This window comes from Streptomyces silaceus, assembly GCF_001419745.1.
GTDB classification, from domain to species: domain Bacteria; phylum Actinomycetota; class Actinomycetes; order Streptomycetales; family Streptomycetaceae; genus Streptomyces; species Streptomyces silaceus.
Genome location: NZ_LIRJ01000339.1, coordinates 1 through 21771 on the forward strand (window position 1 = coordinate 1; position 21771 = coordinate 21771).

The following is a 21771-nucleotide window of genomic DNA, read 5'->3' on the forward strand; positions in this document are numbered from 1 at the left end:
ATCTGCTGCAGCAGGTCGACCAGCACGTGGTTGGCTTGCCGGGCTTCAGGGCTGAAGCGCGGAAGCAGGCGGCGGAGGTCGTTGTCGGCCAGTGACGTGCTGGAATCGATCTTGCCGGTCAAGAATCCTTTGCCGAGCGGGCTGTAGGGCACCAGGCCGATGCCCAATTCCTCCAAGGTCGGAATGACTTCGGTTTCGTGCTCGCGCATCCAGAGCGAGTACTCGCTCTGNNTGCACGGCGTGGGCGCGGCGAATCGTCGCGGCACCGGCCTCGGACAAGCCGAAGTGCTTCACCTTGCCTTCGGCGATCAGCTCCTTGACCGTGCCGGCCACTTCTTCAATGGGCACATTGGGGTCGACGCGGTGTTGGTAGAGCAGGTCGATGCTTTCGGTTTGAAGACGCTTGAGCGAGGCCTCGGTCACTTGGCGGATCTGCTCGGGTCTGCTGTCGACCCCGGACATCGGGGTCGGCCCGTGCTCGCCGTGCTTGATTCCAAACTTGGTGGCGATCACCACCTGGTCGCGGACCGGTGCCAGGGCCCGACCGACCAGGTCCTCATTGGTAAACGGGCCGTAGACTTCGGCCGTGTCGAAGAAAGTCACGCCGTGGTCCACGGCCGCCCGCAGCAGCTTTGTCATCTCGGCTGTGTCTTGTGGCTGGCCGTAGAAGAAACTCATGCCCATGCAGCCGAGCCCGAGAGCCGAGACTTCAAGGTCTTGCCCTAGCTTGCGTTGTTGCATTAGGGGTGCTCCTGGGATATCGGTCGTCCGGCTCCCGTTTTTTCGTGTTCGGCCGGAAGTCGGTATAGAAGTGAGGCAGCCTTCCAGGAGGCCGGCGAGCCCCTGGTAATACAGGCATGGCCTCAACGCTATGGCCTTCGAGCGCACTCCAAGCAAGTGGAACGATTGCACTTCAAGCAAGCGGAACAGGGTGCCGTGCCCACGGCGGTGTTCCGGGGCGAGCGCCAGGCCGACGAGCGTCCGCACCGGTCCGTGCGTGCACAACAGGTCGTCCAGTGGCCGCCCCCATGTCCGCTGAACTGCGAAAGAGTCGACCAAGTTCGAGCCGCGTTCGACGCTGGACCTCAAGCGGCAAGCTCAGCGCGTGCCCGCGTTCACGTCGGCGACGAGGCGCTCCGCGAGGCGTTCGGACGATGCCGGGTTCTGGCCGGTGTACAGATTGCGGTCGACGGCGATGAACGGCCGTAGCGGCAGGCGCCCCTTGACGTAGTCGGCCCCGCTCTCCCGCAGTCGGTCCTCCAGCAGCCACAAGGCCTTGCGCCCGAAGCTGTTGAGCTTCTCCTCGAGGTTGGACAGGCCGGTCATCCGGTAGCCGGCGAAAGGCCAGGAGCCGTCTGGGCCGACTGCCGCGAAAGAAGCGGCGGGCGCATGGCACAGCAGGGCCAGCGGCTTGCCCGACGCCAGGACCTTGGTGAGCAGGGCGCCGGAGACCGGGTCGACGGCCAGGTCCTCCATGGGGCCGTGCCCGCCGGGGTAGAACACGACGTCGAAGTCGTCCGGATCGATCTGCTCCAGCGGCCTCGGGCTGTTCAGCTCCGCTTGGATCGACTCCAGGTGAGCGGCCACCTCGCGCAGCTTCGACGGCCGGCCCGTGGTGCGGGACATGCTCAGCCGGTCGAGTGTGGGCGTTTTCCCGCCCGGCGTCGCGATCGTGATCTCCCATCCCGCCGCGTGGAAGATCCTGTGCGGCATCGCCAGTTCCTCGCCCCAGAACCCCGAGGGGTGCACCTCCCCGTCCCGCAACGTCCAGCGATCGGCCGCGGTGACAACGAAAAGAACCCTGGTCATGTCGGTACTTCCTCCCGCCGGAACGGCTCCGCTGCCCGCGCGGCGGACTTGGCGACCGGGCTGCGGCGTGGATGTCCCCCACCATCATCGGTTCCGGGCGGTACCCGGGCGACCGGTCAATGTTGACACTGTATACACCGGAGCCTAATGTGTGTAGTGCAAACATTGACTCCTGGGTGAATCAGCCCTTCACCTCAGCCATGCGATCGGAGTGCCATGAAGGCCGTATCCATCAAAGAACCCGGCGGTCCTGAAGTACTGGAATGGACCGAGGTGGAAGACCCGGTACCGGCTGCCGGAGAGGTCGTCATCGACGTAGCGGCCGGCGCGCTGAACCGCGCGGACGTCATGCAGCGCTGGGGCCTCTACCCGCTGGCGCCCGGGACCTCGCCCTATCCGGGGCTAGAGGTGTCGGGCCGTATCAGCGCCCTCGGTGACGGAGTGACCGGATGGCAGGTGGGCGACGAGGTGTGCGCGCTGCTGACGGGAGGCGGATACGCGCAGAAGGTCGCCGTTCCGGCGGGTCAGCTGCTCACGATTCCCCAGGGCATCGGACTGGTCGAGGCCGCGGCCCTTCCGGAAGTGACGGCAACGGTCTGGTCCAACCTCGTCATGACCGCGCACCTGAAGAAGGGCGAGACCCTCCTCGTCCATGGCGGGCTCGGCGGCGTCGGGACCTTCGCGATCCAGATCGCCAAGGCGCTCGGAGCCCGCGTCGTCACCACGGTCGGCGGCCCGGAGAAGGTCGCACGGGCCCGGGAGCTGGGGGCCGATGTGGCGATCGACCACCGCACCGAGGACTTCACCGCATTCGGCCCCTTCGACGTGATCCTCGATGTGGTCGGCGGCGACTATCTGGAGCGCAACATCAGCTCCCTCGCCGCGGACGGACGCCTGGTCGTCATCGGCCTGCAGAACGGCCTCGAAGGCCGGCTCAACCTGGCGGACATCGTGTTCAAGCGCGTCTCCGTGCACGGCACCACCCTGCGCACCCGGTCCAAGGAGCAGAAGGCCGAGATCGTCGCCGAAGTGCGGGACAAGGTCTGGCCGATGATCGAGAGCGGAGCCGTGCGACTGATCATCGACAGGACCGTCCCCATGGCCGAAGCCGCGGAGGGCCACCGGCTCATGGAAGCGGGCGGTCACGTCGGCAAGATCCTGCTGGTGAACGAGTAGCCACGCCCGAGCCTTCTCTCCGTCAGGCGCGGCGCCCCCACGCGGAGATCATCGGAGCGGTGGCCAGGTCGAGGCCGCCCGCGGCGATGTTCGCCAGGTGGCGGTCGATCTCCTCGTCCGTGGCGAGCCCCGCCGTCACCAGACGGTCGCGGATCTGCCGCACGGTCGCCGCCTCCAGTACGGCACACGCCGGTGAGGTGATCGGGAAGTACGCGTCGGCCCGCACGTCCTCGAGTCCGGCCTCGCGCAGCAGCCGCGGCAGCGTCCGCCCGTACGCGAGGTCCGCCCCGCGCCCCGCCATCAGGCTGCGGAAGCCTGTCCGCAGCCGGTTGGCCAGCTCCTGTGCCGGACCCGACTCGTCCGGGCACAGCAGCGGCTGCAGCCCCGGGTCCGCGTCCTCCAGGAGCAGCCGCCCGCCGGGCCGCAGCGCCTGGACCATGCGACGGAGCGCCTCGGCGCGGTCGGTGACGTGGACGAGGACGAGCCGCGCGTGGACGAGGTCGAAGCCGCCGGGCGGCGGCGGGTCGGCCGCCACGTCGTGGCGCAGCACCTCGATCCCGCCCGTGGCGATGTCCTTGGTCCAGGACACGTCGATGTCGGTGGCGACGACCGTGCCCGTGGGGCCGACCCGCTCGGCCAGCCCGAGAGGCACGGACGGCCCACCGGCACCGACTTCCCAGCACCGCATGCCGGCGGTGATCCCGAGCTGGTCGACGTGCCGGAAGGTCACCGGGTCGAACAGCTCGCTGAGGGCGCCGAATCGGATCCCCGCCTCCGACTGCTGGTTGTCCAAGAGGTAGCCGTGATCCGGAGTGTGCTCAGCCATGCGGCGATTCTGGCAGAGACAGCGTTGTCGGCCCGGCAGAGGCGGAGCCGTCCGGTCCGCACGGAGGTCGGGCACGCGCACGTGCCGCTGCCAGTGCTGTCCTCAGTGCCCGTCGGCGCACACCCGCCCGAGCCCTCGGCGTCTCCCTAGTAGGTTGTGATCGCCCGCTCGCGGAAGCGCGGGCGGCACCGCACCACGGGGGTACACGCGATGAGTTCGACCACTGTATGGAGGACTGCCGGGGAGTACGAGGTGACACTCGACCCCTGGGCCGAACCGAAGCCGTTGCTGCGCTGTCGCAACGCGGCCGGCCGCGAACTGAAGAAGCTGCCGCCCGCGCTCAAGGACGATCCGCTCGTGCGGGAGCTGATCGCGCTGGCGGAGTGGATCGGCGACCACGCCGACCACGCCCAGGCGAGCGTCGAGCGCTGGATGACGCAATCGCTGCCGGTGCCCGCCGCGTTGATACGACACGTCTGGCCCGACCCCTACTGGCAGCGCGCCCTGCGGTACGCGGTGATCGCGCCGTGCGACGGGACGGCGGACGGCGCGGGCGAGCCGGACGTACGACGCGCCGGGATCCTCACGGGGGTCGTACCCCGGCCGGGCGGCGCGCTGATGGTGACGGGGCTCGACGGCGAACGGGAGCTGGACGACGCCGTCGTCGTGATCCCGCACCCGGTGCTCCTCGACCCGCGCGGCACCGGCCGGCTGGAACGCTGGCGCGAACTCCTCGACCCGCTCGGCGGCGAGCAGCGGATCGAGCAACTCCACCGCGCGGTGTACGTACGCCCGGACTGCTCTCCAGCGCCCCCGGAGCGGCGCGTGCACGAGGGCATCACGGCCTTCCAGGGCGCCGAGTACGCATCGGGTGCAGCCTTCGAACGCCTGGTCACCCGCTTCGGCGGCCGCATCGGCGGTGAGCGCGCCGGCTTCTCCTTCGGGCATCAGGGCCGTACGTACGGCATGGTGGCCGACCTGCGCTATCAGGGACCCATGGCGCCCGTGCGCCTGAACGACGTCTGGTTCGTCGACGGCCAGGGGCGAAAGGGGAGAGGGACGTACGACGCGGTGCCCCGGACCGTCTGGTCCGAGGGGGTCAGGGCGATGGCGGTCCTCCATGACGCGCGCGAGCGCGGCAAGGGAGGCTCCCACGAGAGCCCGCTGCCCGACTCGGCGTCCGGATACGAGTCCTTTCTCGTGGAGTGCGCGCGGTACGCCGAGGCCGAAGCGCCCCGAGCCGAACCCCCGAAGGCGCGACAGCCTGCCGAGGCGTCCCGACTCCTCGCCGCGGGAGCGGTGCTGGCGGGTGATCCACTCGGCCCGGACGAAGAAGTGCTGACCGCGCGCCGCTACGGATCGCCGCTTCTGGAGGGCGACGACCGCTTCGTACGACTCGTCGTGGCGCGGTCGGTCGAGGCGCAGGACGCGGTGGCGCGAGCGCTGGGCCTGGAACCGGAGGAGGGCGAGGCCGCACCGGTCGGCAGGGCGCCGGTCCGGCCCCTGGACTTCCTGTCCCGGGTCTGCCGGAAGCACCCGGGGCTGGCACGTCAGGCGATGGGCCTGCTCACTGCCCTTCGCGGCTGCGAGAAGACGGCCGACGCGAAGCCGGGCCGGGCGGCGACCCAGCTTCAGGCCGGCCTGAAGAAGCTGACGGCACCTCACCCGGAGCTGCTGCCGTACGCCCTGGACGAGGGCGCGCGGATCGTGGCCGCGGCGGGCAGCGTCGCGATGGCCCGGCCGCTCTACGCCGAGGCGCGGGCCGCCGAGAAGCGCCTGGGCGGCATCGATGAGGCGGCTCTGCGAGAGCTCGTATGGGAGTTCCGCGTGCTCGGTGTCGTCGACGACAAGCTGCTCGGGCAGTACCGCGACGGCCTCGCCGCGCGCTCGACGGCGGGCGAGGCGTACGAGGCCTACCGCCGGCTCGTCCTCGACTGGTGCCGCAGGGAGAACGGAATCCCCACCTCCACCGTGCGCGACGGGGTCACGCACGTCCGGAGCCGGGACATCCCCGCGTCCTTCGCCGCCGAACTGGCCGAAGGAGCCGACGGCCCTCTGCCTGCCGACGACACCAACACCGAGATCTTCCATCTGCTGCTGCGCAACGGCGGGCTGGCGAAGGCGCCGGCGTCCCTGTGGGAGGCGTGGGAGGCGCCGCTCGGGCGGGACGTGGCGGACCACGCGGACACCGCCGCCCACCTGAGGACCCAGCTGCCGGAACCCCGGGGCTCCTCGGCCGCGGCGAAGACCAAGGCGGCCGAGGCGTGGCTCGCGCTGACGGCACGCGTGGGCGTCCTGGACCAGTTCCTCGGCGGAGCGGAACCGGACCGAACCGCGTCGGCGCGCAGCGCGAACAACTGGCTGACCCTGTTCTTCGGGCGATATGCGGGACTGCGGCTGCCGGTCGCGGGCCTGGAGCCGGTGGTGGCATCGGTGGCGGCACGCATGCGCGCGGCGGGGGAGAACCGTGAACCCCTGCTGGGGCTGCAGAGCGACGCGCTGGGCGGCGACTTCTGGGGAGTCGGCATCGACCTCGGTCTGCTCGCCCTGATGAGAAGCGAGGGAATGCCGCTCGGTGACCTGGCGGACGACGAGCGCGTCTTCGTCCTGCAGTGGATCCAGCGCCGGGGTACCGCCGGAGTCGAATCGGCCCTCGCCGACCCCGCCTTCCGTGACCGTGTCCGCCCCGAACTGACCGACGCCGTACGCGGAAACCTCGGCTACACCGTCACCCGGCACCGCCTGACGCCGTTCCCCAAGGTCACCAAGGCGGTGGCCGCGCTGGAACCGCTGCGGGAGCTGATGACCGGCATCCTCGACGAGCGCGCGCGGCGCGCGCGAGAGGGCGGCCCGGACGGCCTGTTCGCCCTCCAGGACCTGCTGCTCCACGTGGAGCCGTTCGTCGTCGCCGGCGCGACGAAGCCGTTCGCCGCCCACGTCGAGCAGGCGCTGACCGCCGATGCGGCCGCCCTGCTGGCGGAGACGCTGCACGCCCGCTGCCTCGCCCACGGGCACGACGGCGACCGGACGGCCGCGTGCGGACTGCGGCGGACGACCGTCGCACACGCGCGGGATCTGCTGGAATCGATGGACCCGGCCACCCGGCACCGTCACACGCAGATGTGCGCGGTGGCCCCGGCGCAGCGCAGGAGCCGGTACCTGGGGTTCGGCCCGGAGAGCGGGATCGCGCGGGATCTGCTGCCCGGCATCGAGAAGGCGCTGCCGGAGATCACCGACGACGCCTGCCGGACGCGGGCGCTGGGGGTGGTGCAGGGCGTGCTGTGGTGCGAGACGTGGCAGACGACACTCAGGGGATTCGTACGCTCTTGACGTACCGTCACGTCGAGCTCACCGGCACCAGCCGATGGCCGCCCGCGTGCGAGACCACCCGTCCCGCGGTGGGCGGAGGGAAGTGCGTGCCCAGGACGAGGGTGCCGGTGTCGGCGAGCGAGGCCAGCAGGCGGCGCCGCGTGGCCTCGGACCGTGCGGGGTCGATGTCCACGCAGGAGCCGATGGACGGGCGGGCGAACTGGACGGGGTGGTGGACGCAGTCGCCGGTGATCAGCGCCGACTGGCCCTGGCTGGTGAGCCGCACGGCGAGGTGGCCGGGGGTGTGGCCGGGCGTGGGCAGCAGGCGCAGGCCAGGGGCGATCTCCCTGCCCTCGGCGGGGACGTCGAGGGCATCGAGGAGTCCGGCCCGCTCCACCGGGACCACGGAGTCGTCGAACATCTGCCGACGGGCCGGTTCCATGTCCTGACCGGCCCAGAAGTCCCGCTCGGTGCGTGAGGTGAGGTACCGGGCGTTGCCGAAGGTCGGCACCCAGGCGCCGTCCACCTCGTGCGTGTTCCAGCCGACGTGGTCGGTGTGGAGGTGGGTCAGGAGGACGAGGTCGACGGAGTCCGGGGCGAAGCCTGCGGCGTCCAGGCGGTCCCGGTAGGGCGTGGCGAGGCGGTCCCACGCCGGGTTCGCCCGTGTCTTGCCGTTGCCGATGCCGGTGTCGACGAGGATCCGCGTCCCGTCGATCTCGAAGGCGAAGCTGTGGCTGTGCAGCCGGGGCCTGCCTTCCCGGTCCGCGAAGTCGGGCCGCAGCCACGGCTCCTGGGCCACCACGTCCGCGGTGGCGTCGGGGAGCAGCCAGGGGCCTGTCTCCGTGGGCAGCGGGGTCTCGTCGATGCGGTGGACGGTGATGTCTCCGACGGTCCAGGTGGCGGCGGGCTCTGTCATGGTTCCTCGTCTGTCGGGCGGTATTCGGTGCGGAAGTTGGGGCGGATGCGGGGGTGACCGGGCTCCGCCACAAGGCTGGACATCCGGGGGAGTACGACACCCGATCCCACCCCTAAAAGCAATCGGTTTGCTTTAGTGGACAGTAGGCCGTAGCGTCACTTAACGCAAACGCTTAGCTTTTGTGTGTCGCCGACCAAGGCCCTGTGCTCCTTGCCCCCGAGCCGCTGACCGGGCCCGTCGTCCCCCGCGCCGCCCACGAAGGGAAACGACTCATGTCCGCTGCCGACCTCACACCTCAGGAGGCGGCCCGTATGGCCGCCCGTGCGGGTCTGCCGCTCGCCGACGCCCGCCACGCGGGCGTGGCCGCCATCGCCGACCACATCCACTCCGTCGTATCCACCCTGCGGGAGCTGGACTTCGGCGACACCCCGCCGGCCGCCGCCTACCGCGCGGCCGAGCGCCTCGCGTGGCCCGACGGCGTGCCCCAGGGCACTCCCGATGCCGTGTCGGGCGAGAACGTACGAAAGGCGATCATCGATGGACCTCGCTGACCTCACGCTCACCCAGGCATCGGAAGCGATACGGGAAGGCCGCGTCGCCCCGGTCGAACTCGTCGACGCCGTCCTCGGCCGCGCCGAGCAGACCGCGCCGTACCTGAGCGCGTACGTGACCGTGCGGGCCGAGAAGGCGCGCCGCGCCGCCCTCGACGCCGAACGGGAGATCGCCGCCGGACACCACCGCGGTCCGCTCCACGGAGTGCCGATGGGGCTCAAGGACCTCATCGACGTCGCGGGCGAGCCGACCCTGGCCGGCTCGGAGGTGCGCAACGGACACCGCGCCACCGCCGACAGCGCCGTGGCCGCCCGGCTCGCGGCCGCGGGCGCCGTCCTGCTCGGCAAGACCCACACCCACGAGTTCGCCTACGGCCTCACGACACCGCAGACGCGCAACGCCTGGGACCAGGGGCGCGTCGCGGGCGGTTCCAGCGGGGGCTCCGCGGTCGCCGTGGCGGCCGGCGCGGCCACCTTCGCGCTGGGCACCGACACCGGCGGATCGATCCGCGTGCCCGCCTCGCTCAACGGCGTCGTGGGCCTCAAACCCACCTACGGCCTCGTGTCCCGGCACGGAGTGACCGCGCTCGCCTGGTCCCTGGACCACGTCGGTCCGCTGGCCCGGACCGTCGAGGACGCCGCGCTCGTCCTGGCCGAACTGGCCGGTCACGACCCCCGGGACCCCGCCTCGGTCGCCGTCCCCGCCGACCACGTCCGGCACTACCGGCCGGGTGGCGGCACCGATCTGACGGGACTGCGGATCGGGGTGCCCCGCACCTATTACTTCGACCATGTCGACCCGGACGTCGAGGCCGCCGTCCGCGCCGGCATCGCCCAGCTGGCCGACCTCGGCGCCCGTCTCGTGGACGTCGACATCCCCATGGCCCGCTACATCCAGCCCGTCCACTGGGGCCTGATGGTGCCCGAGGCCACCGCGTACCACGAACGGGAGCTGCGGACCGTGCCCGACCTCTACGGCGCGGACATCCGCGCCCTCCTGGAGGCCGGTGAACTGATGACGGCAGGGGACTACGTACGCGCCCAGCGCGCCCGGAACCTCATGCGGCAGGCCTGGGCCGACCTCTTCACCGAGGTCGACGTGATCGCCGCGCCGACGGTGCCGATGACGGCGGTACCGGCCCAGCAGGAGTCCGTCACCTGGTCCGACGGCACCGTCGAAGCGGTGTCCGAGGCCTATGTGCGCCTGTCCGCCCCCGCCAACGTCACGGGGGTCCCCGCCCTGTCCGTACCGGCGGGCCGGGACCGGGCCGGCATGCCGATCGGCATGCAGCTGATCGGCCGTCCCTTCGAGGAGTCCGTCCTCCTGCGCGTCGGCCACGCCTACGAGCAGTCGCAGCCCTCCCGAATCCTCGCGCCGTCGCCCTGATGCGCGAGGGCGATGGCCCCGACGAGCGAGGGAGGCGGACCCGTCATGCGAGGGGAACCGCCTCCCTTCCGTCGCCCCAGGCCTCCCCTGTCACCGCTTGAAGCAATTGGTTCGCTTTAAGGTGGGGGAATGAGTCGCAAACCGATGGTGCGCCCAGGGGGCCGCAGCGCACGGGTCCAGGAGGCGGTGCACGCGGCGGTGCGTGAGCTGCTGGCGAAGGACGGCCGTGATGCGCTCACCGTGCCCCTGGTCGCCGCGCGCGCCGGGGTCACCCCGTCGACGATCTATCGCCGCTGGGGGGATCTGCAGGAACTCCTCTCGGACGTGGCGGTGGAGCGCCTGCGCCCGGAGACGCTCCCCGACGACCACGGCTCACTGGCCGCCGACATGGCCGCCTGGTCGGAGCAGTTCCTCGACGAGATGGGTTCGCCCGCCGGCCGCGAGTACATCCGCGACGCGTTGCTGGGGGACCCGGACGGCAGCAACGCCGGCCAGTGCTCCACCTACGCCGCCGACCAGGTCGGCGTCATCCTCGCCCGCGCCGCCGAGCGGGGGGAGTGGGCGCCGGAGCGGGAGACGGTCATGGACGGCGTCGTCGCCCCGATCATGTACCGCATCCTCTTCCGCCCGAACGGCCTGGACGCCCCGTACGCGCGTCGCCTCGTGTCGGAGGTACTGGACGTCGACGGGCGCTGAAGGCCACCGCGTCCCTGCTGCGCACATCGAGCGAAGTCTCAAGGTCGACTCCAGGGTGAGACTTCGGCGTGAACGGAGAGGCCGAGGACCGCTGGGCCTCGGGGTCAGGGGACGATGAGCTCGCCCACGACAGGGATCAAGGCCTGCCCGGCCGGGGACGTCCAGTCCCGGGCGAGGCCGGTGAGGACCATGTTCGTCGAGGTGATCTCCGCGCCGGCCCGCTCCATCTGGCGCAGGGCCGCGTCGTCCGCGGCCCTGTTGGTGGACCCGCCCGCGTCGGCGACGACGTACACGGTGTAGCCCCGCTCCAGAGCGGTGAGCGTGGGGTAGACGGTGCACACGTCGTTGGTGACGCCGGCGACGACCAGATTGCGCCGCCCGGTCGCGGCGACCGCCTCGGCGAAGGCGGGGTCGTCCATGGCGTTCACGGCGCCGGACCGTCGTACGCGCGCCGCGAACTCCTTGGGGGCGATCCGCTCGAACTCCACGGCCAGCGGACCCTGTGCCTGATCCTCCATGGACGAGGTCAGGACGAGCGGCATGGCGAGGGCCTTGGCCGCCTTGGCGAGCGCGAGGGCGTTGGCCTTCATCACTTCACGGTCGCTCGAACCGACCCAGCTCATGGTGCCGTCCTGATGGTCGATCAGGAGCACGGCGGTCTCGGCGGGCGGAAGCATTTGCACGGGCATGGTCGGCCTGCCTTGTTCGTGGACGGTGACTGGTGCCGAGCGGTGGGGCTCTGGTGCGCAGTACGCGACGAACGTGTCAGGCAAACTACGCCAGAACCCGACGGGGAGTCACTATGCCCAGGCGCCGAGCTTCTCGGGGTTGCGGACCGCCCAGATGTGGGTGACCCGGCCGCCGGAGCCGGAGAACGCCGCCACCGTGACGGTGACGCCCGCGCGCTGGGCCACGAGACCGGGCCGGCCGTTGACCGTGCGCTCCAGGAGCGTCAGGCCGGGGACCTTCTCGGCGAAGTGGGCCAGGTACTGGGCGATGCGCTCGCCGCCCTCGACGGGACGGAGCGCGGCGCCGACCACGCCACCGCCGTCGGCGGTCATCGTGGCGTCGGGGGAGAGGAGCCCGACCAGGGCCTTGATGTCCCTCGCCTCCCAGGCCTCCTTGAACTCCCGGACCAGACCCTGCTGTCCGGACACCGGTCGCTGCGCGGCGCGCACCCGGCGCCGTGCCGACGACGCCAGCTCCCGGCAGGCCCCCGCCGACCGGCCGAGGATCTCGGCCACCTCGGCGAAGGGGTACCGGAACACGTCGTGCAGGACGAACGCCACGCGTTCCGCCGGCGTCATCGACTCCAGTACGACGAGGAAGGCCATGTGCACCGACTCGTCGAGGGTGATCTGGTCGGCGGGGTCGACGGCGTGTTGCGTCCACTCCGAGCGGTCGGGCAGGGGCTCGGGCACCCACGCGCCGACGTAGCGCTCGCGCCGCACGCGCGCCGAGGCGAGCTGGTCCAGACAGATCCGGGTGGCCACCGTCGTCAGCCAGGCGCCGGGTGAGGCGATGTCCTCCCGCTGCCGCGGCGACAGCGCGTACCAACGCGCGTACGCCTCCTGCACGGCGTCCTCGGCCTCGGACAGCGAGCCGAGCAACCGGTAGGCGAGGTTGGTCAGATGCCGCCGTTCACGCAGGACCGCGCCCGGTTCCGTGCTCACGAACCCCGCCCCCCTGACATTTTTCGACGCTGCGTCGTCGAAGTAGCGCAACCGTACACAAGATCCACTGCCGCGAGGCAGGAGAAAGGACCCCACCATGGCCCTCCGCGCGACAGCAGCCCCTCGCGGCACCACGTTCCTCCAGGTCACGGTCGCTCTGCAGACCGCGACGCTCTTCCTCCAGGCCGTCAGCGCGGGCCTGTTGCTGACCACGCACTACGGCGAGGTGATGCACAGTGCCGGCGCGCGCGTGATGTACGGCGCCTCGATGCTGTACGTGCTCGCCGCGGTCGTCTCCTGGAAGCCGGGCGGAGGCTCACCCCGCCCCATCCTGTACGCGACGGGCTTCCTGGCCCTGGCCTCGGCACAGGTGGTCCTGGGAGTCGCACACATACCGTCGGTCCACGTCCCGCTCGGCGTCCTGATGTTCGGCCTGAGCGTGCTGGCCCTGGCACGGCGGCGGCGCGGCTGATCCGGGACCCCACCTGCTCCGGTGCGCCGTCGGGCAGCCAGGACGACGCCCCGCCTACTCGGGGGGTGTCACGAGACGCGTCGCCGCCGGGTCGACGTCGGGGGCGCAGGCCAGGGTCGGCAGGTCGTGGTCGCGCAGGCCGTTGAGCTCCATGTCGCTCCTGCTGAGCAGGTGCGCGGACCGGATCGACTGCCCCTCCGCGACGACCGCGTAGAACCGGGCCGCGTACGCGATCGCGTCGCCGTCGAGGATGGAGTCGGACATGCCGATGGCGAAGGGCACGATGTCCACCAGGTGCTTGATCTGGGCGGCGGAGTGGCAGGAGTTGAGCAGGACGAGAAGGGGCTTCTCGTCCAGGGCGGCGATGGCGCGGGCGAACGCCTCGGCGGACACGATCGCGGGCTCGTGGTGATCGTCCACGTCCCGCTCGAACTTGATCAGGTCGTCCGCGCTGTGGCCGGAGAAGTGCACCACGTGCGGACGGAACCGGGTGAGCGCGTCCAGGAACACGCGCGTCGTCGCGGCCGGGTGCACGTCGAGGTCCACGAGGTCCCGGTGCGTCGCACTCCGCACCGCGGCACGAATCCGCTCCTGCTCGCGGCCGACGCGGACGTCGCCGTAGGACGCGGCACCCAGCAACAGCACGCGCAGCTTCTCGGGCTTCGGCGCGGGCAGTTCCTTCAGCACGGTGCTCACCTGGTCCTCGGCGGCCGACAGACGGTCCTCGAACTCCGCCTGCTGGGTGGCGGCGCGCCGATCGGTCGCCCGCTGTCTGCGCGCACGCAGCTTCTCGGCCGCGTCCCGCTCGGCCTTCTCGGCCCTGGCCAGCTTCCGCTCCAGCTCCGCGGCCTCCTTGCCGAACCGCGCGGCCTTGACCTCCAGCGAACTGGCCTCCTTGGCCGCCGCGTTGGCCTGGCTCTCGCAGCGGGCGGCGGCACTCTGCTTGCTCTTGACCGTGCTCGCGTTCCTCGACTTCCCGGCGGCCGCGAGGGCCTTCGCCGCGTCGGCACGCTTCCCCGACTCCTTGGACCGCAGCGCACCCGCCTTCCTCTCGGCGTCGGCGCGCGCCTTCCGCTTCCGCTCCAACTGGCTCCGGTACAGACTCACACTCACGGGCGGCCCTTTCGCTGGTCTCGGAATCAACGGTACGGATCCCCACTGACACAGCAGCTCGGCCGGGGCTCAGTCCACGTCGGCGATGGCGAGCATGGCCGACTCCGCGTCGGCCTGTGCCAGGAGGGTGCCGCCCGGCGCCCAGACGGAGGAACGGCCGCAGCCCGTCCACGGTCCTGCCGGTCCGGCATGGTTGGCGAGCACGACGTGCATGTTCGCGTCCTTGGCGATGCCCGGATAGACCGCCGCGAGCTCCTCGACCCCACCGCCGGTGCCGTACAGCGAGCTGGCCAGGTGCACCTGGCACCCGTCTGCCGACCCACGCGAGGTCAGGTCGGGAAAGTGGTTGTCAAAGCACGTGGCGAGCGCGAAGCGCACTCCTCGGAACTCGAATCGTCCGTCGTGCCGCCCGGCTGTGAACACCGCCTGCTCATGCTCGAACAGGTGCTGCTTCTGGTAGGTGGTGAGCAGCTCGCCGTCGGCCCCGAAGACCAGGGACTCGATCGCGGGCCGCGGCCCGTCGGTGGCCGCCACGCAATTGACGACGGTGGCGATACCGGTCTCCCGGATCAGGTCCAGGCGTGAGTCCTCCGCCGTCGCCCAGAGACCCGGATCAGCGAGTACGGCCTCCAGTTCGTACCCGGTCAAGGCCAGTTCGGGGAACACCACGAGCTCTGCACCCTGCTCCCGCGCCTTGCCCGCGAGGACGGCCATCTGTCGGACGTTGGCGGCCACATCGGCCGGAACGCAAGTGAACTGACCTGCTGCGATCTTCATGGAGCGCCATGGTGTCACGCCGCGTTCCCGCAGCTCACAGGGGGTTCCCCGGGCGGTGGCCGTGCTGTGCGACCGGGCAACCAGGCGACCGAGCGACCTGCGATGATGGGATCAATTTCCCTCTGGAGGTTTTTTGTTCGTTTTCGTCTGTGCCGGCTGCGACGCCGAACTGACCACGCCGCTGTCCGAGGTCTGCCTGCCGGTCCACGCCCATCAGACCTACGGGAACGGGGCCCAGCTCGCTGTGCTCATGGAGTCCGGGACCTTCGCCGTGGACCCGGACCCCTGGGGGCCGCCCTGGCGGCGGTGGGACGAGCTCGAACCCGGCGAGGCGGAGGCGCGCGGCATCCACGCCCCGGTCCACGCACTGTCCTACGGCCCGTCCGGCGCGACCGTGATCGCGCCCGGCGACACCCGCGGAACCCGGCTGATCCCCGGCAGGAGCGGCGGCTTCTGCTGCGGTCTGGATGGGCGGGACGGCCTCAACCTGGCCTGCGAGGCGTGCGGGTTGCCCGTGGCGACCAGGATCGACGACTGCTCGCTCTGGCAGGCGGTGTGGCTCGCCCCGGACGCCGTGTGCCGCCGCCTCGTCGACGGTGACGATCCCGCGCCCTTCTCCTGGGAGCAACTGGCGCAGCAGGGGCAGCGCACGCCCCCGTTCGAGCCGATCGCCACGTGGGGAGGACGGCTCGGGTCGAGCCACTACTGGTCATGGAGCCCCGTGTGGGAGGCGGCCGCCGGCCGGGCGCTCGCCCACGTGCTCGTCGCCTCCGAAGGGCGGCCGGTGAAGGTCCCGGGCGGCCTGACCGCGGACGTGTTCCAACGCGCCCTCGACGCACTGCTGCCCGCGGGGCCACCCGTGCGGCACGCGGTGCTGGCCGGACCGGGACTGCCCGCGGCGGAGGCCGGTGCCGACATCCTCCTCGTGCCGGTCCATCCGCGGACGGGGCGGACCTGGACCCCCGAAGGCCCCGCCGCAGCGGCATACGCGGTGCCGTTGCCGCTGGGCGTGTGGCTGTGGCTCGCCTTCCCCCGGCCCCACGTGCCGATACCGGCGTCGGGCGTCCTGCCCGAAGGCGTCCTGCGCGACGACCCGCTCCCACCGCGCCCCATGTCCCTCTTCCGGGCCGACCGGGGTACCTTCCGGCACACCATGGCGCGGCTGCCCGCCGCGCGCAGCCCGTGGCTGCGGGCGATCCTTGAGGGCGTCACGCAGGACATGTGCGCCGGCCTCTTCTAGGGGTGTGGGCCCGACAACTTCCCGAGCTGAGGGCTCGGTGGCTTCCAGCGGTGCGGACCTCTACGGATTCCCCTGCTGTGCGCGGTCCCCCGCGACCGATTCCTTCTGCTCCCGCTGCTGCTTCTGCCTGATGAGCAGTACGGCCGGTACCAGGACCAGCAGCATCGGGGTCGGCTCCACGACGACGGCTCCCAGAGCGCTCCACGCGGCCAGGCCCCACCCCACGGACGCCGGTACGCGCACGCCCTGCCGGCCGAGGTGCGAGACGAGCAGGCCGAGCAGCAGCAGCGGTACGGCGAAGCTGCCCAGTGAGATCCAGAACGCGCCGCCCGCGCCGCGCGGTTCGACGAACTCCTCGCGCGGCAGCCCCCACAGCTCCCCGTTGAACCAGGCGCCGAAGTGCCCGGCGTTCTGCGCGCCGAGGACGACGAGGTGCAGGGCCCCCAGGAAGACCAGGATGCGGCCCGCGCGTACGGCAGTGTTTCCCGGTTTCCCCGCGTGCTGGGTCGACTTCCCCCTGCGCTCGGCCGATTTCCCCCCGCGTACGGCTGTGTTCTCCATTGAAGACCCCCATGCAGCATTACGAGACCCTTAGTTCCGGAACTATGGTTACCGTAATATGAGGGGCATGGCAACCACGGGACGACCACGGGACGCGCGCGTGGACGCGGCGATCCTCGACGCCACCCGAGCGATCCTCGCCCGGGACGGCTACGCGGGGCTGACGATGGACGCGGTGGCCGAGCAGGCCGGTATCGGCAAGGCGGCGATCTACCGGCGTCACGCCACCAAGCAGGAGATGGTCTTCGCCGCGGTGATCCACGAGGCGGAGCTGCCGGTCAGGCCCGACACCGGCAGCCTCGCCGGGGACCTCACCGCGCTCGTCCAGGAGATCGTGGACCATCTGACCGGCCCGGCGGCCTCTGCCGCGGTGCTCGGGCTGCTGGCCGACCTGGGACCGGACAGCGCCCTGGGGGCCCGTTTCCGGGAGCGGTTCGTCACGCGCGAGCTGGCGGACATCGAGGCGCTGCTCGACCGGGCGGTCGAGCGCGGTGAGCTGCCGCCCCCGCCGTCCCGTCCCGACGCCACCACCGTCCACGCCCTGGTGACCGGCCCGGTCTTCGCCTTCCTGTATCTCCAGCGCACCCCGCCGGACGGCCTGCCCGAGCGGCTGGGCCCGCTCATCGCCGGGGCTCTCACCGTGACGGAGGGGCCGCCCGGTCCCTGAGCGGTGTCGGCGGTGAACCGGTCCCTGAGCGGTGTCGGAGGCGAACAGCCCTTGCCCTCAAGCGCACTTGAGGTTCTACGTTCCTCTCATGACGACCCGACAGCAGCTCTCCGAACAGCAGCTCTCCGACACCGCACTCGCGGGACAGCCCGCCGCGTACTGGACCGGCATCGCCTACGAGGCCCTCATCGCGTTCACCCGGGCCCGGCAGGCCGAGCGGGGCTACACGCAGCCCCAGTTCTGGCTGCTGCGCAACCTGTCGAAGAACGACATCTCTCCCGACGGCGAGGGGATGACCCTGCCCGAACTCCGCGCGGCCATGGCCTCCTACATCCGGGCCGAGGACGATCTGGCGGCGGAGGCCGCGGTGCTCCTGGAGCGCGGCTGGCTGGCCCGGGACGCCGAAGGCCGGCTGTGGCTCACCGAGGAGGGGGAGCGGGCCCGCGTCGACCTCAAGCGCCACACTCCCGCGATCCGCGCCGCCCTCCACGAAGGCATCGACGACGCGGACTACGTCACCACGGTGAAGGTCCTCCGGCAGCTGATCCGCAACGCGGGCGGGGCCGTCGCCTGACAGGCCGACGCGGGGCACGGCGTGAAGCCGCGCCCCGCGTCGTTGCCCGCAAGGTGAGCACCACCTCGTGCCGGTGACCGCCTACTTGGGCCCGGAGCGCTTGAGCGAGCAGACCGCCGTCGCGGTCTTGCCGGGATCGCTCTCGGAACGGGCCGTGAGCACGACCCTGTTGTGCCGGTCGGCACCCGGCTTGGCGCGCACGGCGACATCGACCTCCACCGACTGGCCGGCCTTGGCGGTGGCGAGCCGGTTGGGCAGCCAGGCGGACCAGCCGTCTCCGAAGGACTTGGCCGACAGCCGGTAGACGTCCGAGGCCAGATACCGGTCCAGGTCCTCGGGGTGGCCCGGGTGGGCCGGCTCGGCGCGCCCGGTGTTGGTGAGGCCGAAGGTGCACGAGGCCCGGCGCGTGGGCTCGCCCTTGGCCTCGCCGCGCTCGACGTCGACGCCGCGGCGCTGCGGTCCCGTGCCGTCCAGGGACTTCACGGCGATCGTGTACGAGAGGAGCCCGGTGCGGCTGCGCTGGAGGTCGAGGACGTAGAAGTGCAGCCGGTTGGCCTCGTCGACGTACTCGTACTCGCTGCCGGAGTCGGCCCCCGCGTGCAGGAGGGCATCGCTGAGCTGACGGTAGTCGCCCATGGTGATCTTCTGGAGCGTGCCGTCGGGGCGCTTGAAGTCGACCATGTCGATGTCCTCGGGGTGCGCGTCGATCACCCAGGCGAACGGCGCGCGGTCCTGGTTCTTGGTCTTGGAGAGCAGGACGCCGTTGTCCGGGGTGAAGGAGTCCATGCCCATGCGGTCGACGACCTCGACGGTGTAGTTGTCGTAGCCGCCGCCGTCGCACAGCGGATCGGACGCCGTGTCGCAGGCCGGTGACAGGTCGCGGCTCATGGCGATGTTGACGCCGCTGAGCCCCTTGTCGCCGGGCGGTGCGGAGCGCGCGGTGACCCGGGCGACGACGGTGCCGGAGTCCTTGAGGGCGTCGCGGTCCAGGCGCAGTACGTTCTTCTCGTCGACGATCCCGAGCTTGAGCTTGTCGCGCAGCACGTGCTGGGCGCCCATCGAGGCGCCGTTGGTGGCGGGTATCTGCCAGCGTGTGTGGGGACCGCCCGGTCCGTTGAACGAGCCGCGCGAGAGCATGCTCCATATGCCGGTGTAGGCCCGGCGCAGCGGGGTGCCGTACGGGTTGTTGTAGTTGTCGGCGATCCCCAGGATGTGGCTGAGCTCATGGGCGTACACGGCCATGCCGGAGCTCTCGGCCTGGGTGGACGAGCCGTTCGACGCGTTGGGCCAGATGCGGGCGGCGGCGGCCCATGACGTCCACGGGACGTACCGGGTGCGGGCGGCGCTGCCGCCGAAGGGAGTCGGCGCGGGCGGCCCCCACGCGGCGGGCACGTCCTGCGTGCCCGTGAACTTCATCTGCCCGAACTCCTGCCAGACGGAGGACTCGTCCTGCCCGGCGGTGAGGAAGAAGACGAAGTCGTACTTCCCGGTCTCGCCGCTGCCGACGTCGGCGGTCCAGGCGGCCTTGCCGTCGGCCCGGATGTCCTTGCCGCAGGTGCTGCCGGCGGGGCAGGAGTCGGGGTTCATGCCGGGCTCGATGCCGTACTGGAAGGACTTGAACGGCATGCGGTAGACACCGAAGGAGGTCAGGTCGACCCCGATGCGGCCCCCGGAGTCCTCCATCCAGTACTCGTTGATGGTGTGGCCGCGGTTGAGTTTCCCGGGCTTGTTGAGGAAGTCCCGGTAGAACGTCGGCAGTTGCTTGCGCGGGATGTCCGACGCGATGGGCTGCGGATTGCCGAACAGCGTCGAGTTCGCCGGTTTGCTGACCGTGAACTCCTCGTCGGGATAGTCCAGCAGCACCAGTGCGCCCTTGAAGGTGCGCTTCGTGGGCTTGAGATCGGGGTTGGCCCAGTCGGTGCCGGGGATGGAGCGGTAGTCCGACCACGTCATGTCGTCGGGGTTCTGCCAGCGTTGCGGGTCGATCGGCCGGACGAGCTGCGTCCGGGGAGGGTCCTGCGGTTTGGCCTGGGCGGGCGCGGCGGTGAACGCGCCGGCCAGGAGGCCGAGGACTCCGGCGGCGAGGGCCCATTGACGTGTCCGGGTGTAGCGATGGGCGCGGGTGCGGGGGCCTCTTGTGCGGCGTACCCGTGTACGGCGGAGGAACAAGGCTCACCTCTTGCCTGAAGGGTGGGGACAAGAACATGACAAGCCGTTCGAGCCGTACCCTCCGCCGAAGCGGGTGAGGAGTCAACGCACTTTTGGGACGCGTGTGCGGTGTGCGGTGAGCGATGCGGGAGCCGTTGGCCTGGTTCTGCCGAGGCAGAGGCAGAGGCGGAGGTGACAGGGGTAGAGGCGGAGACGACAGGGGCAGTGGCAGGGGCAGGAGTTGAGCAGATCAACTCCTGCCCACGATCAAGATCGTGCCGTGCGTATGAGTGCGCGCATGCCTAGTGGGCTGATGCGTTGTCCACTGAGTCGCTTCAGCGGATGTTGACGTCGATGCACGCGTAGAAGGCGTTGGCCGTGTCGCCGATGTTCCAGACCGCGAGGACCTTGTGGCGGCCGGTGGCACTGCCGAGGTTGACCTGGTGCGAGACGGTGGCCGGCGGCTGCTGGTTGTTGCCGTCGATCGTGGCGACCTTCGTGCCGTCGACGAAGTACTCGTAGTTCGCCGTGCGGTGCCGTGCCGTGAACGTCCAGGTGAAGGTCTGCGTCCTGCTGACGTCGCTGACCTTCCAGCCCTTGCTGTCGTTGTCGAGCTCGGCGAACCTCGAGTTGCCGCCGCTGCAGCTGCGCAGGCCCTTGGGGCCCTCCACGCTCTGCGGCTCGTACTTGATCTCGCCGCACGCGACCGTGCCCGCGGCGCACTGCGCCTGCCGGCTGGCCGGGGCGTTGACGTAGCCGTGCGCGCTCGCCGAACCCGTCGGCAAGGTCAGGGCGAGGACCGGGGCCAGACCGGCGCCGATCGCTGCGGCTATCTTCCGCTTCTTGTCCATGCGTACTCCTTCACGGCGTTGCTTCATGGGGGTGTGCGACGTGAAGTGCTCTCGTGGGGGCGGGGTTTCGTGGGTGGCGGAACAGGACGCCCGGCCGGAAGCCCACGACTCCCGGCCGATTAGTCTGGACCATAGACTTTGGCGAGCCACGGTCAAGGCCGATTTCGGGCCACGCCTCGGCAGCCTCCCGCGCATGCCTCTGCGCCTTCGCCCCAGGGGCCCCGGGGCCAACCGCTCCAAAGCCCTGGTGACGGGCTGCGGGGAGACCCGTGCGGAAGCTCAAGAGGAGCTACGAAACAGCCAGTGCGCCCTCTGCGCGTACTGGCCGGAAGGAGAGCGTGCCCAGGCGTTGACGGTCAGGACGTCGGCGAGGGGGTGGCGCGATCAGGTACGGCTGCCTTGGCGGCCCGTTCGATCAGCGCGTACTGCTCCTGCCGGGAGGCTGCGTCGTGGTGGGAGGGCACGTGCGCGGCCGTGGTCCCGGTCGACCCGTCGAGTTGCTCGCGCAGGATGTCGGCATGCCCGGCGTGCCGACTGGTCTCGCTGAGGAGGTGCACCAGGATGTTGAACAGCTGCACGTCGGGTTGGGGCCACCACGGCACGTGTCCGGGGGAGTCGAGGGAGTGGGCGGCGATCGTCGCGTCCGCGTGCGCCCATACGCGGCGGTAGAGGCCGATGATGTCCTCGCGCGACTCGTGCTCGGTCGCCCACAGATCGGTGCCGCTCGCCGCTTCGTCGTCCCACCGGGGGAGGTCCTCGGGGAACGGTCGGCCGACGACTTCGCCGAAGTACCGCGACTCCCAAACGGCCAAGTGCTTGACCAGGCCGAGCAGATTGGTTCCCGTCGAGGTCAGAGGGCGGCGGATGTCGTACTCACCCAGCCCGTCGAGCTTCCAGAGCATCGCTTCGCGCAGGCCTCGCAGCCTGTTGTGCAGGTGCTCTTTCCCGGCGTCGTCGATCATGGGGCATGAGCCTGTCACGTACGGCCGAAGGGCTCAACCGGCTACTGGCCGACGTCGGCCAGT

At 70.9% G+C, this 21771-nt stretch carries 21 protein-coding genes and 1 pseudogene; 9 read left to right on the forward strand and 13 right to left on the reverse strand.

Annotation, left to right across the window (positions count from 1 at the left end; translation table 11 throughout):
- From AOK22_RS43045 to AOK22_RS28070, 3 genes and pseudogenes are all read right to left on the reverse strand, one after another.
- A partial coding sequence (locus tag AOK22_RS43045; RefSeq protein WP_244165051.1) for an aldo/keto reductase occupies positions 1-230 on the reverse strand: 230 nt, incomplete at both ends.
- A 2-nt stretch (positions 231-232) separates the two neighbouring features.
- Positions 233-741: pseudogene (locus tag AOK22_RS43050) on the reverse strand (aldo/keto reductase); the annotation flags it as partial.
- A gap of 357 nt (positions 742-1098) precedes the next feature.
- Positions 1099-1809: a type 1 glutamine amidotransferase domain-containing protein gene (locus AOK22_RS28070; RefSeq protein ID WP_055701515.1), complete on the reverse strand. Its 711-nt coding sequence runs from the start codon at positions 1807-1809 to the stop codon at positions 1099-1101.
- Positions 1810-2025: 216 nt separating this feature from the next.
- On the opposite strand from AOK22_RS28070, the gene AOK22_RS28075 reads away from it, so the two are divergent.
- Positions 2026-2985: an NAD(P)H-quinone oxidoreductase gene (locus tag AOK22_RS28075; protein ID WP_055701516.1), complete on the forward strand. Its 960-nt coding sequence runs from the start codon at positions 2026-2028 to the stop codon at positions 2983-2985.
- A gap of 22 nt (positions 2986-3007) precedes the next feature.
- On the opposite strand, the gene AOK22_RS28080 is transcribed toward AOK22_RS28075, so the two are convergent.
- Positions 3008-3811 carry a methyltransferase domain-containing protein gene (locus AOK22_RS28080; RefSeq protein ID WP_055701517.1) on the reverse strand — a complete coding sequence of 268 codons (804 nt, stop codon included), beginning with the start codon at positions 3809-3811 and terminating at the stop codon, positions 3008-3010.
- Positions 3812-4063: 252 nt separating this feature from the next.
- Between AOK22_RS28080 and AOK22_RS28085 the strand changes: the two genes are divergently transcribed.
- Positions 4064-7141, forward strand: coding sequence for a DUF4132 domain-containing protein (locus tag AOK22_RS28085; RefSeq protein WP_055701518.1), 3078 nt, complete (start codon positions 4064-4066; stop codon positions 7139-7141).
- Between the two features lie 7 nt (positions 7142-7148).
- Here the strand turns inward: AOK22_RS28085 and AOK22_RS28090 are convergent, their stop codons facing one another.
- Positions 7149-8036 (reverse strand): MBL fold metallo-hydrolase, encoded by an 888-nt coding sequence (locus AOK22_RS28090; protein ID WP_055701519.1) that lies wholly within the window; start codon positions 8034-8036, stop codon positions 7149-7151.
- 272 nt (positions 8037-8308) lie between these two features.
- Between AOK22_RS28090 and AOK22_RS28095 the strand changes: the two genes are divergently transcribed.
- From AOK22_RS28095 to AOK22_RS28105, 3 genes are all read left to right on the forward strand, one after another.
- Positions 8309-8587 (forward strand): hypothetical protein, encoded by a 279-nt coding sequence (locus tag AOK22_RS28095; RefSeq protein ID WP_063795344.1) that lies wholly within the window; start codon positions 8309-8311, stop codon positions 8585-8587.
- Positions 8574-9974, forward strand: coding sequence for an Asp-tRNA(Asn)/Glu-tRNA(Gln) amidotransferase GatCAB subunit A (locus AOK22_RS28100; protein WP_055701520.1), 1401 nt, complete (start codon positions 8574-8576; stop codon positions 9972-9974). Before AOK22_RS28095 ends, AOK22_RS28100 begins: the two co-directional genes overlap by 14 nt.
- Before the next feature lie 129 nt (positions 9975-10103).
- Positions 10104-10670 carry a TetR/AcrR family transcriptional regulator gene (locus AOK22_RS28105; protein WP_055701521.1) on the forward strand — a complete coding sequence of 189 codons (567 nt, stop codon included), beginning with the start codon at positions 10104-10106 and terminating at the stop codon, positions 10668-10670.
- A gap of 104 nt (positions 10671-10774) precedes the next feature.
- On the opposite strand, the gene AOK22_RS28110 is transcribed toward AOK22_RS28105, so the two are convergent.
- Positions 10775-11359 carry an isochorismatase family protein gene (locus AOK22_RS28110; protein WP_055701522.1) on the reverse strand — a complete coding sequence of 195 codons (585 nt, stop codon included), beginning with the start codon at positions 11357-11359 and terminating at the stop codon, positions 10775-10777.
- Positions 11360-11470: 111 nt separating this feature from the next.
- Entirely contained in the window at positions 11471-12343 is an 873-nt protein-coding gene (sigJ, locus tag AOK22_RS28115) for an RNA polymerase sigma factor SigJ (RefSeq protein WP_055701523.1), read from the reverse strand.
- 97 nt (positions 12344-12440) lie between these two features.
- Between sigJ and AOK22_RS28120 the strand changes: the two genes are divergently transcribed.
- Complete coding sequence (locus AOK22_RS28120) at positions 12441-12815, forward strand: hypothetical protein (protein ID WP_055701524.1); 375 nt, start codon at positions 12441-12443, stop codon at positions 12813-12815.
- 54 nt (positions 12816-12869) lie between these two features.
- On the opposite strand, the gene AOK22_RS28125 is transcribed toward AOK22_RS28120, so the two are convergent.
- Positions 12870-13928: a cell envelope integrity TolA family protein gene (locus AOK22_RS28125; protein WP_055701525.1), complete on the reverse strand. Its 1059-nt coding sequence runs from the start codon at positions 13926-13928 to the stop codon at positions 12870-12872.
- 69 nt (positions 13929-13997) lie between these two features.
- Entirely contained in the window at positions 13998-14705 is a 708-nt protein-coding gene (locus AOK22_RS28130) for a carbon-nitrogen hydrolase family protein (protein WP_055701526.1), read from the reverse strand.
- Between the two features lie 133 nt (positions 14706-14838).
- Between AOK22_RS28130 and AOK22_RS28135 the strand changes: the two genes are divergently transcribed.
- Positions 14839-15945, forward strand: a complete 1107-nt coding sequence (locus AOK22_RS28135) for a hypothetical protein (protein ID WP_055701527.1) — start codon at positions 14839-14841, stop codon at positions 15943-15945.
- 60 nt (positions 15946-16005) lie between these two features.
- On the opposite strand, the gene AOK22_RS28140 is transcribed toward AOK22_RS28135, so the two are convergent.
- Positions 16006-16506: a DUF6463 family protein gene (locus AOK22_RS28140; protein ID WP_193433138.1), complete on the reverse strand. Its 501-nt coding sequence runs from the start codon at positions 16504-16506 to the stop codon at positions 16006-16008.
- A gap of 67 nt (positions 16507-16573) precedes the next feature.
- Between AOK22_RS28140 and AOK22_RS28145 the strand changes: the two genes are divergently transcribed.
- Both AOK22_RS28145 and AOK22_RS28150 read left to right on the forward strand, forming a co-directional pair.
- Positions 16574-17173 (forward strand): TetR/AcrR family transcriptional regulator, encoded by a 600-nt coding sequence (locus AOK22_RS28145; RefSeq protein WP_244165052.1) that lies wholly within the window; start codon positions 16574-16576, stop codon positions 17171-17173.
- 88 nt (positions 17174-17261) lie between these two features.
- Entirely contained in the window at positions 17262-17747 is a 486-nt protein-coding gene (locus AOK22_RS28150; protein WP_055701529.1) for a hypothetical protein, read from the forward strand.
- An 81-nt stretch (positions 17748-17828) separates the two neighbouring features.
- Here the strand turns inward: AOK22_RS28150 and AOK22_RS28155 are convergent, their stop codons facing one another.
- The 3 genes from AOK22_RS28155 to AOK22_RS28165 all read right to left on the reverse strand — a co-directional run bounded on the left by AOK22_RS28155 (position 17829) and on the right by AOK22_RS28165 (position 21708).
- Positions 17829-19916 carry a M6 family metalloprotease domain-containing protein gene (locus AOK22_RS28155; RefSeq protein ID WP_079036873.1) on the reverse strand — a complete coding sequence of 696 codons (2088 nt, stop codon included), beginning with the start codon at positions 19914-19916 and terminating at the stop codon, positions 17829-17831.
- A 314-nt stretch (positions 19917-20230) separates the two neighbouring features.
- Complete coding sequence (locus AOK22_RS28160) at positions 20231-20746, reverse strand: lytic polysaccharide monooxygenase auxiliary activity family 9 protein (RefSeq protein WP_055701530.1); 516 nt, start codon at positions 20744-20746, stop codon at positions 20231-20233.
- A 356-nt stretch (positions 20747-21102) separates the two neighbouring features.
- A complete protein-coding gene (locus AOK22_RS28165) occupies positions 21103-21708 on the reverse strand; it encodes a DinB family protein (RefSeq protein WP_055701531.1) in 606 nt (201 codons plus the stop codon).
- Positions 21709-21771 lie beyond the last annotated feature (63 nt).

What these genes read in the sequence shown, in the direction of transcription:
- AOK22_RS28105 (WP_055701521.1), top strand. Translation starts at nt 10,104, where the DNA reads ATGAGTCGCAAACCGATGGTGCGCCCAGGGGGCCGCAGCGCACGGGTC.
- AOK22_RS28080 (WP_055701517.1), bottom strand. Translation starts at nt 3,811, where the DNA reads ATGGCTGAGCACACTCCGGATCACGGCTACCTCTTGGACAACCAGCAG.
- AOK22_RS28090 (WP_055701519.1), bottom strand. Translation starts at nt 8,036, where the DNA reads ATGACAGAGCCCGCCGCCACCTGGACCGTCGGAGACATCACCGTCCAC.
- AOK22_RS28145 (WP_244165052.1), top strand. Translation starts at nt 16,574, where the DNA reads ATGGCAACCACGGGACGACCACGGGACGCGCGCGTGGACGCGGCGATC.
- AOK22_RS28160 (WP_055701530.1), bottom strand. Translation starts at nt 20,746, where the DNA reads ATGGACAAGAAGCGGAAGATAGCCGCAGCGATCGGCGCCGGTCTGGCC.
- AOK22_RS28120 (WP_055701524.1), top strand. Translation starts at nt 12,441, where the DNA reads ATGGCCCTCCGCGCGACAGCAGCCCCTCGCGGCACCACGTTCCTCCAG.
- AOK22_RS28110 (WP_055701522.1), bottom strand. Translation starts at nt 11,359, where the DNA reads ATGCCCGTGCAAATGCTTCCGCCCGCCGAGACCGCCGTGCTCCTGATC.
- AOK22_RS28150 (WP_055701529.1), top strand. Translation starts at nt 17,262, where the DNA reads ATGACGACCCGACAGCAGCTCTCCGAACAGCAGCTCTCCGACACCGCA.
- AOK22_RS28100 (WP_055701520.1), top strand. Translation starts at nt 8,574, where the DNA reads ATGGACCTCGCTGACCTCACGCTCACCCAGGCATCGGAAGCGATACGG.
- AOK22_RS28070 (WP_055701515.1), bottom strand. Translation starts at nt 1,809, where the DNA reads ATGACCAGGGTTCTTTTCGTTGTCACCGCGGCCGATCGCTGGACGTTG.
- AOK22_RS28095 (WP_063795344.1), top strand. Translation starts at nt 8,309, where the DNA reads ATGTCCGCTGCCGACCTCACACCTCAGGAGGCGGCCCGTATGGCCGCC.
- AOK22_RS28075 (WP_055701516.1), top strand. Translation starts at nt 2,026, where the DNA reads ATGAAGGCCGTATCCATCAAAGAACCCGGCGGTCCTGAAGTACTGGAA.
- AOK22_RS28165 (WP_055701531.1), bottom strand. Translation starts at nt 21,708, where the DNA reads ATGATCGACGACGCCGGGAAAGAGCACCTGCACAACAGGCTGCGAGGC.
- AOK22_RS28140 (WP_193433138.1), bottom strand. Translation starts at nt 16,506, where the DNA reads ATGGAGAACACAGCCGTACGCGGGGGGAAATCGGCCGAGCGCAGGGGG.
- AOK22_RS28130 (WP_055701526.1), bottom strand. Translation starts at nt 14,705, where the DNA reads ATGAAGATCGCAGCAGGTCAGTTCACTTGCGTTCCGGCCGATGTGGCC.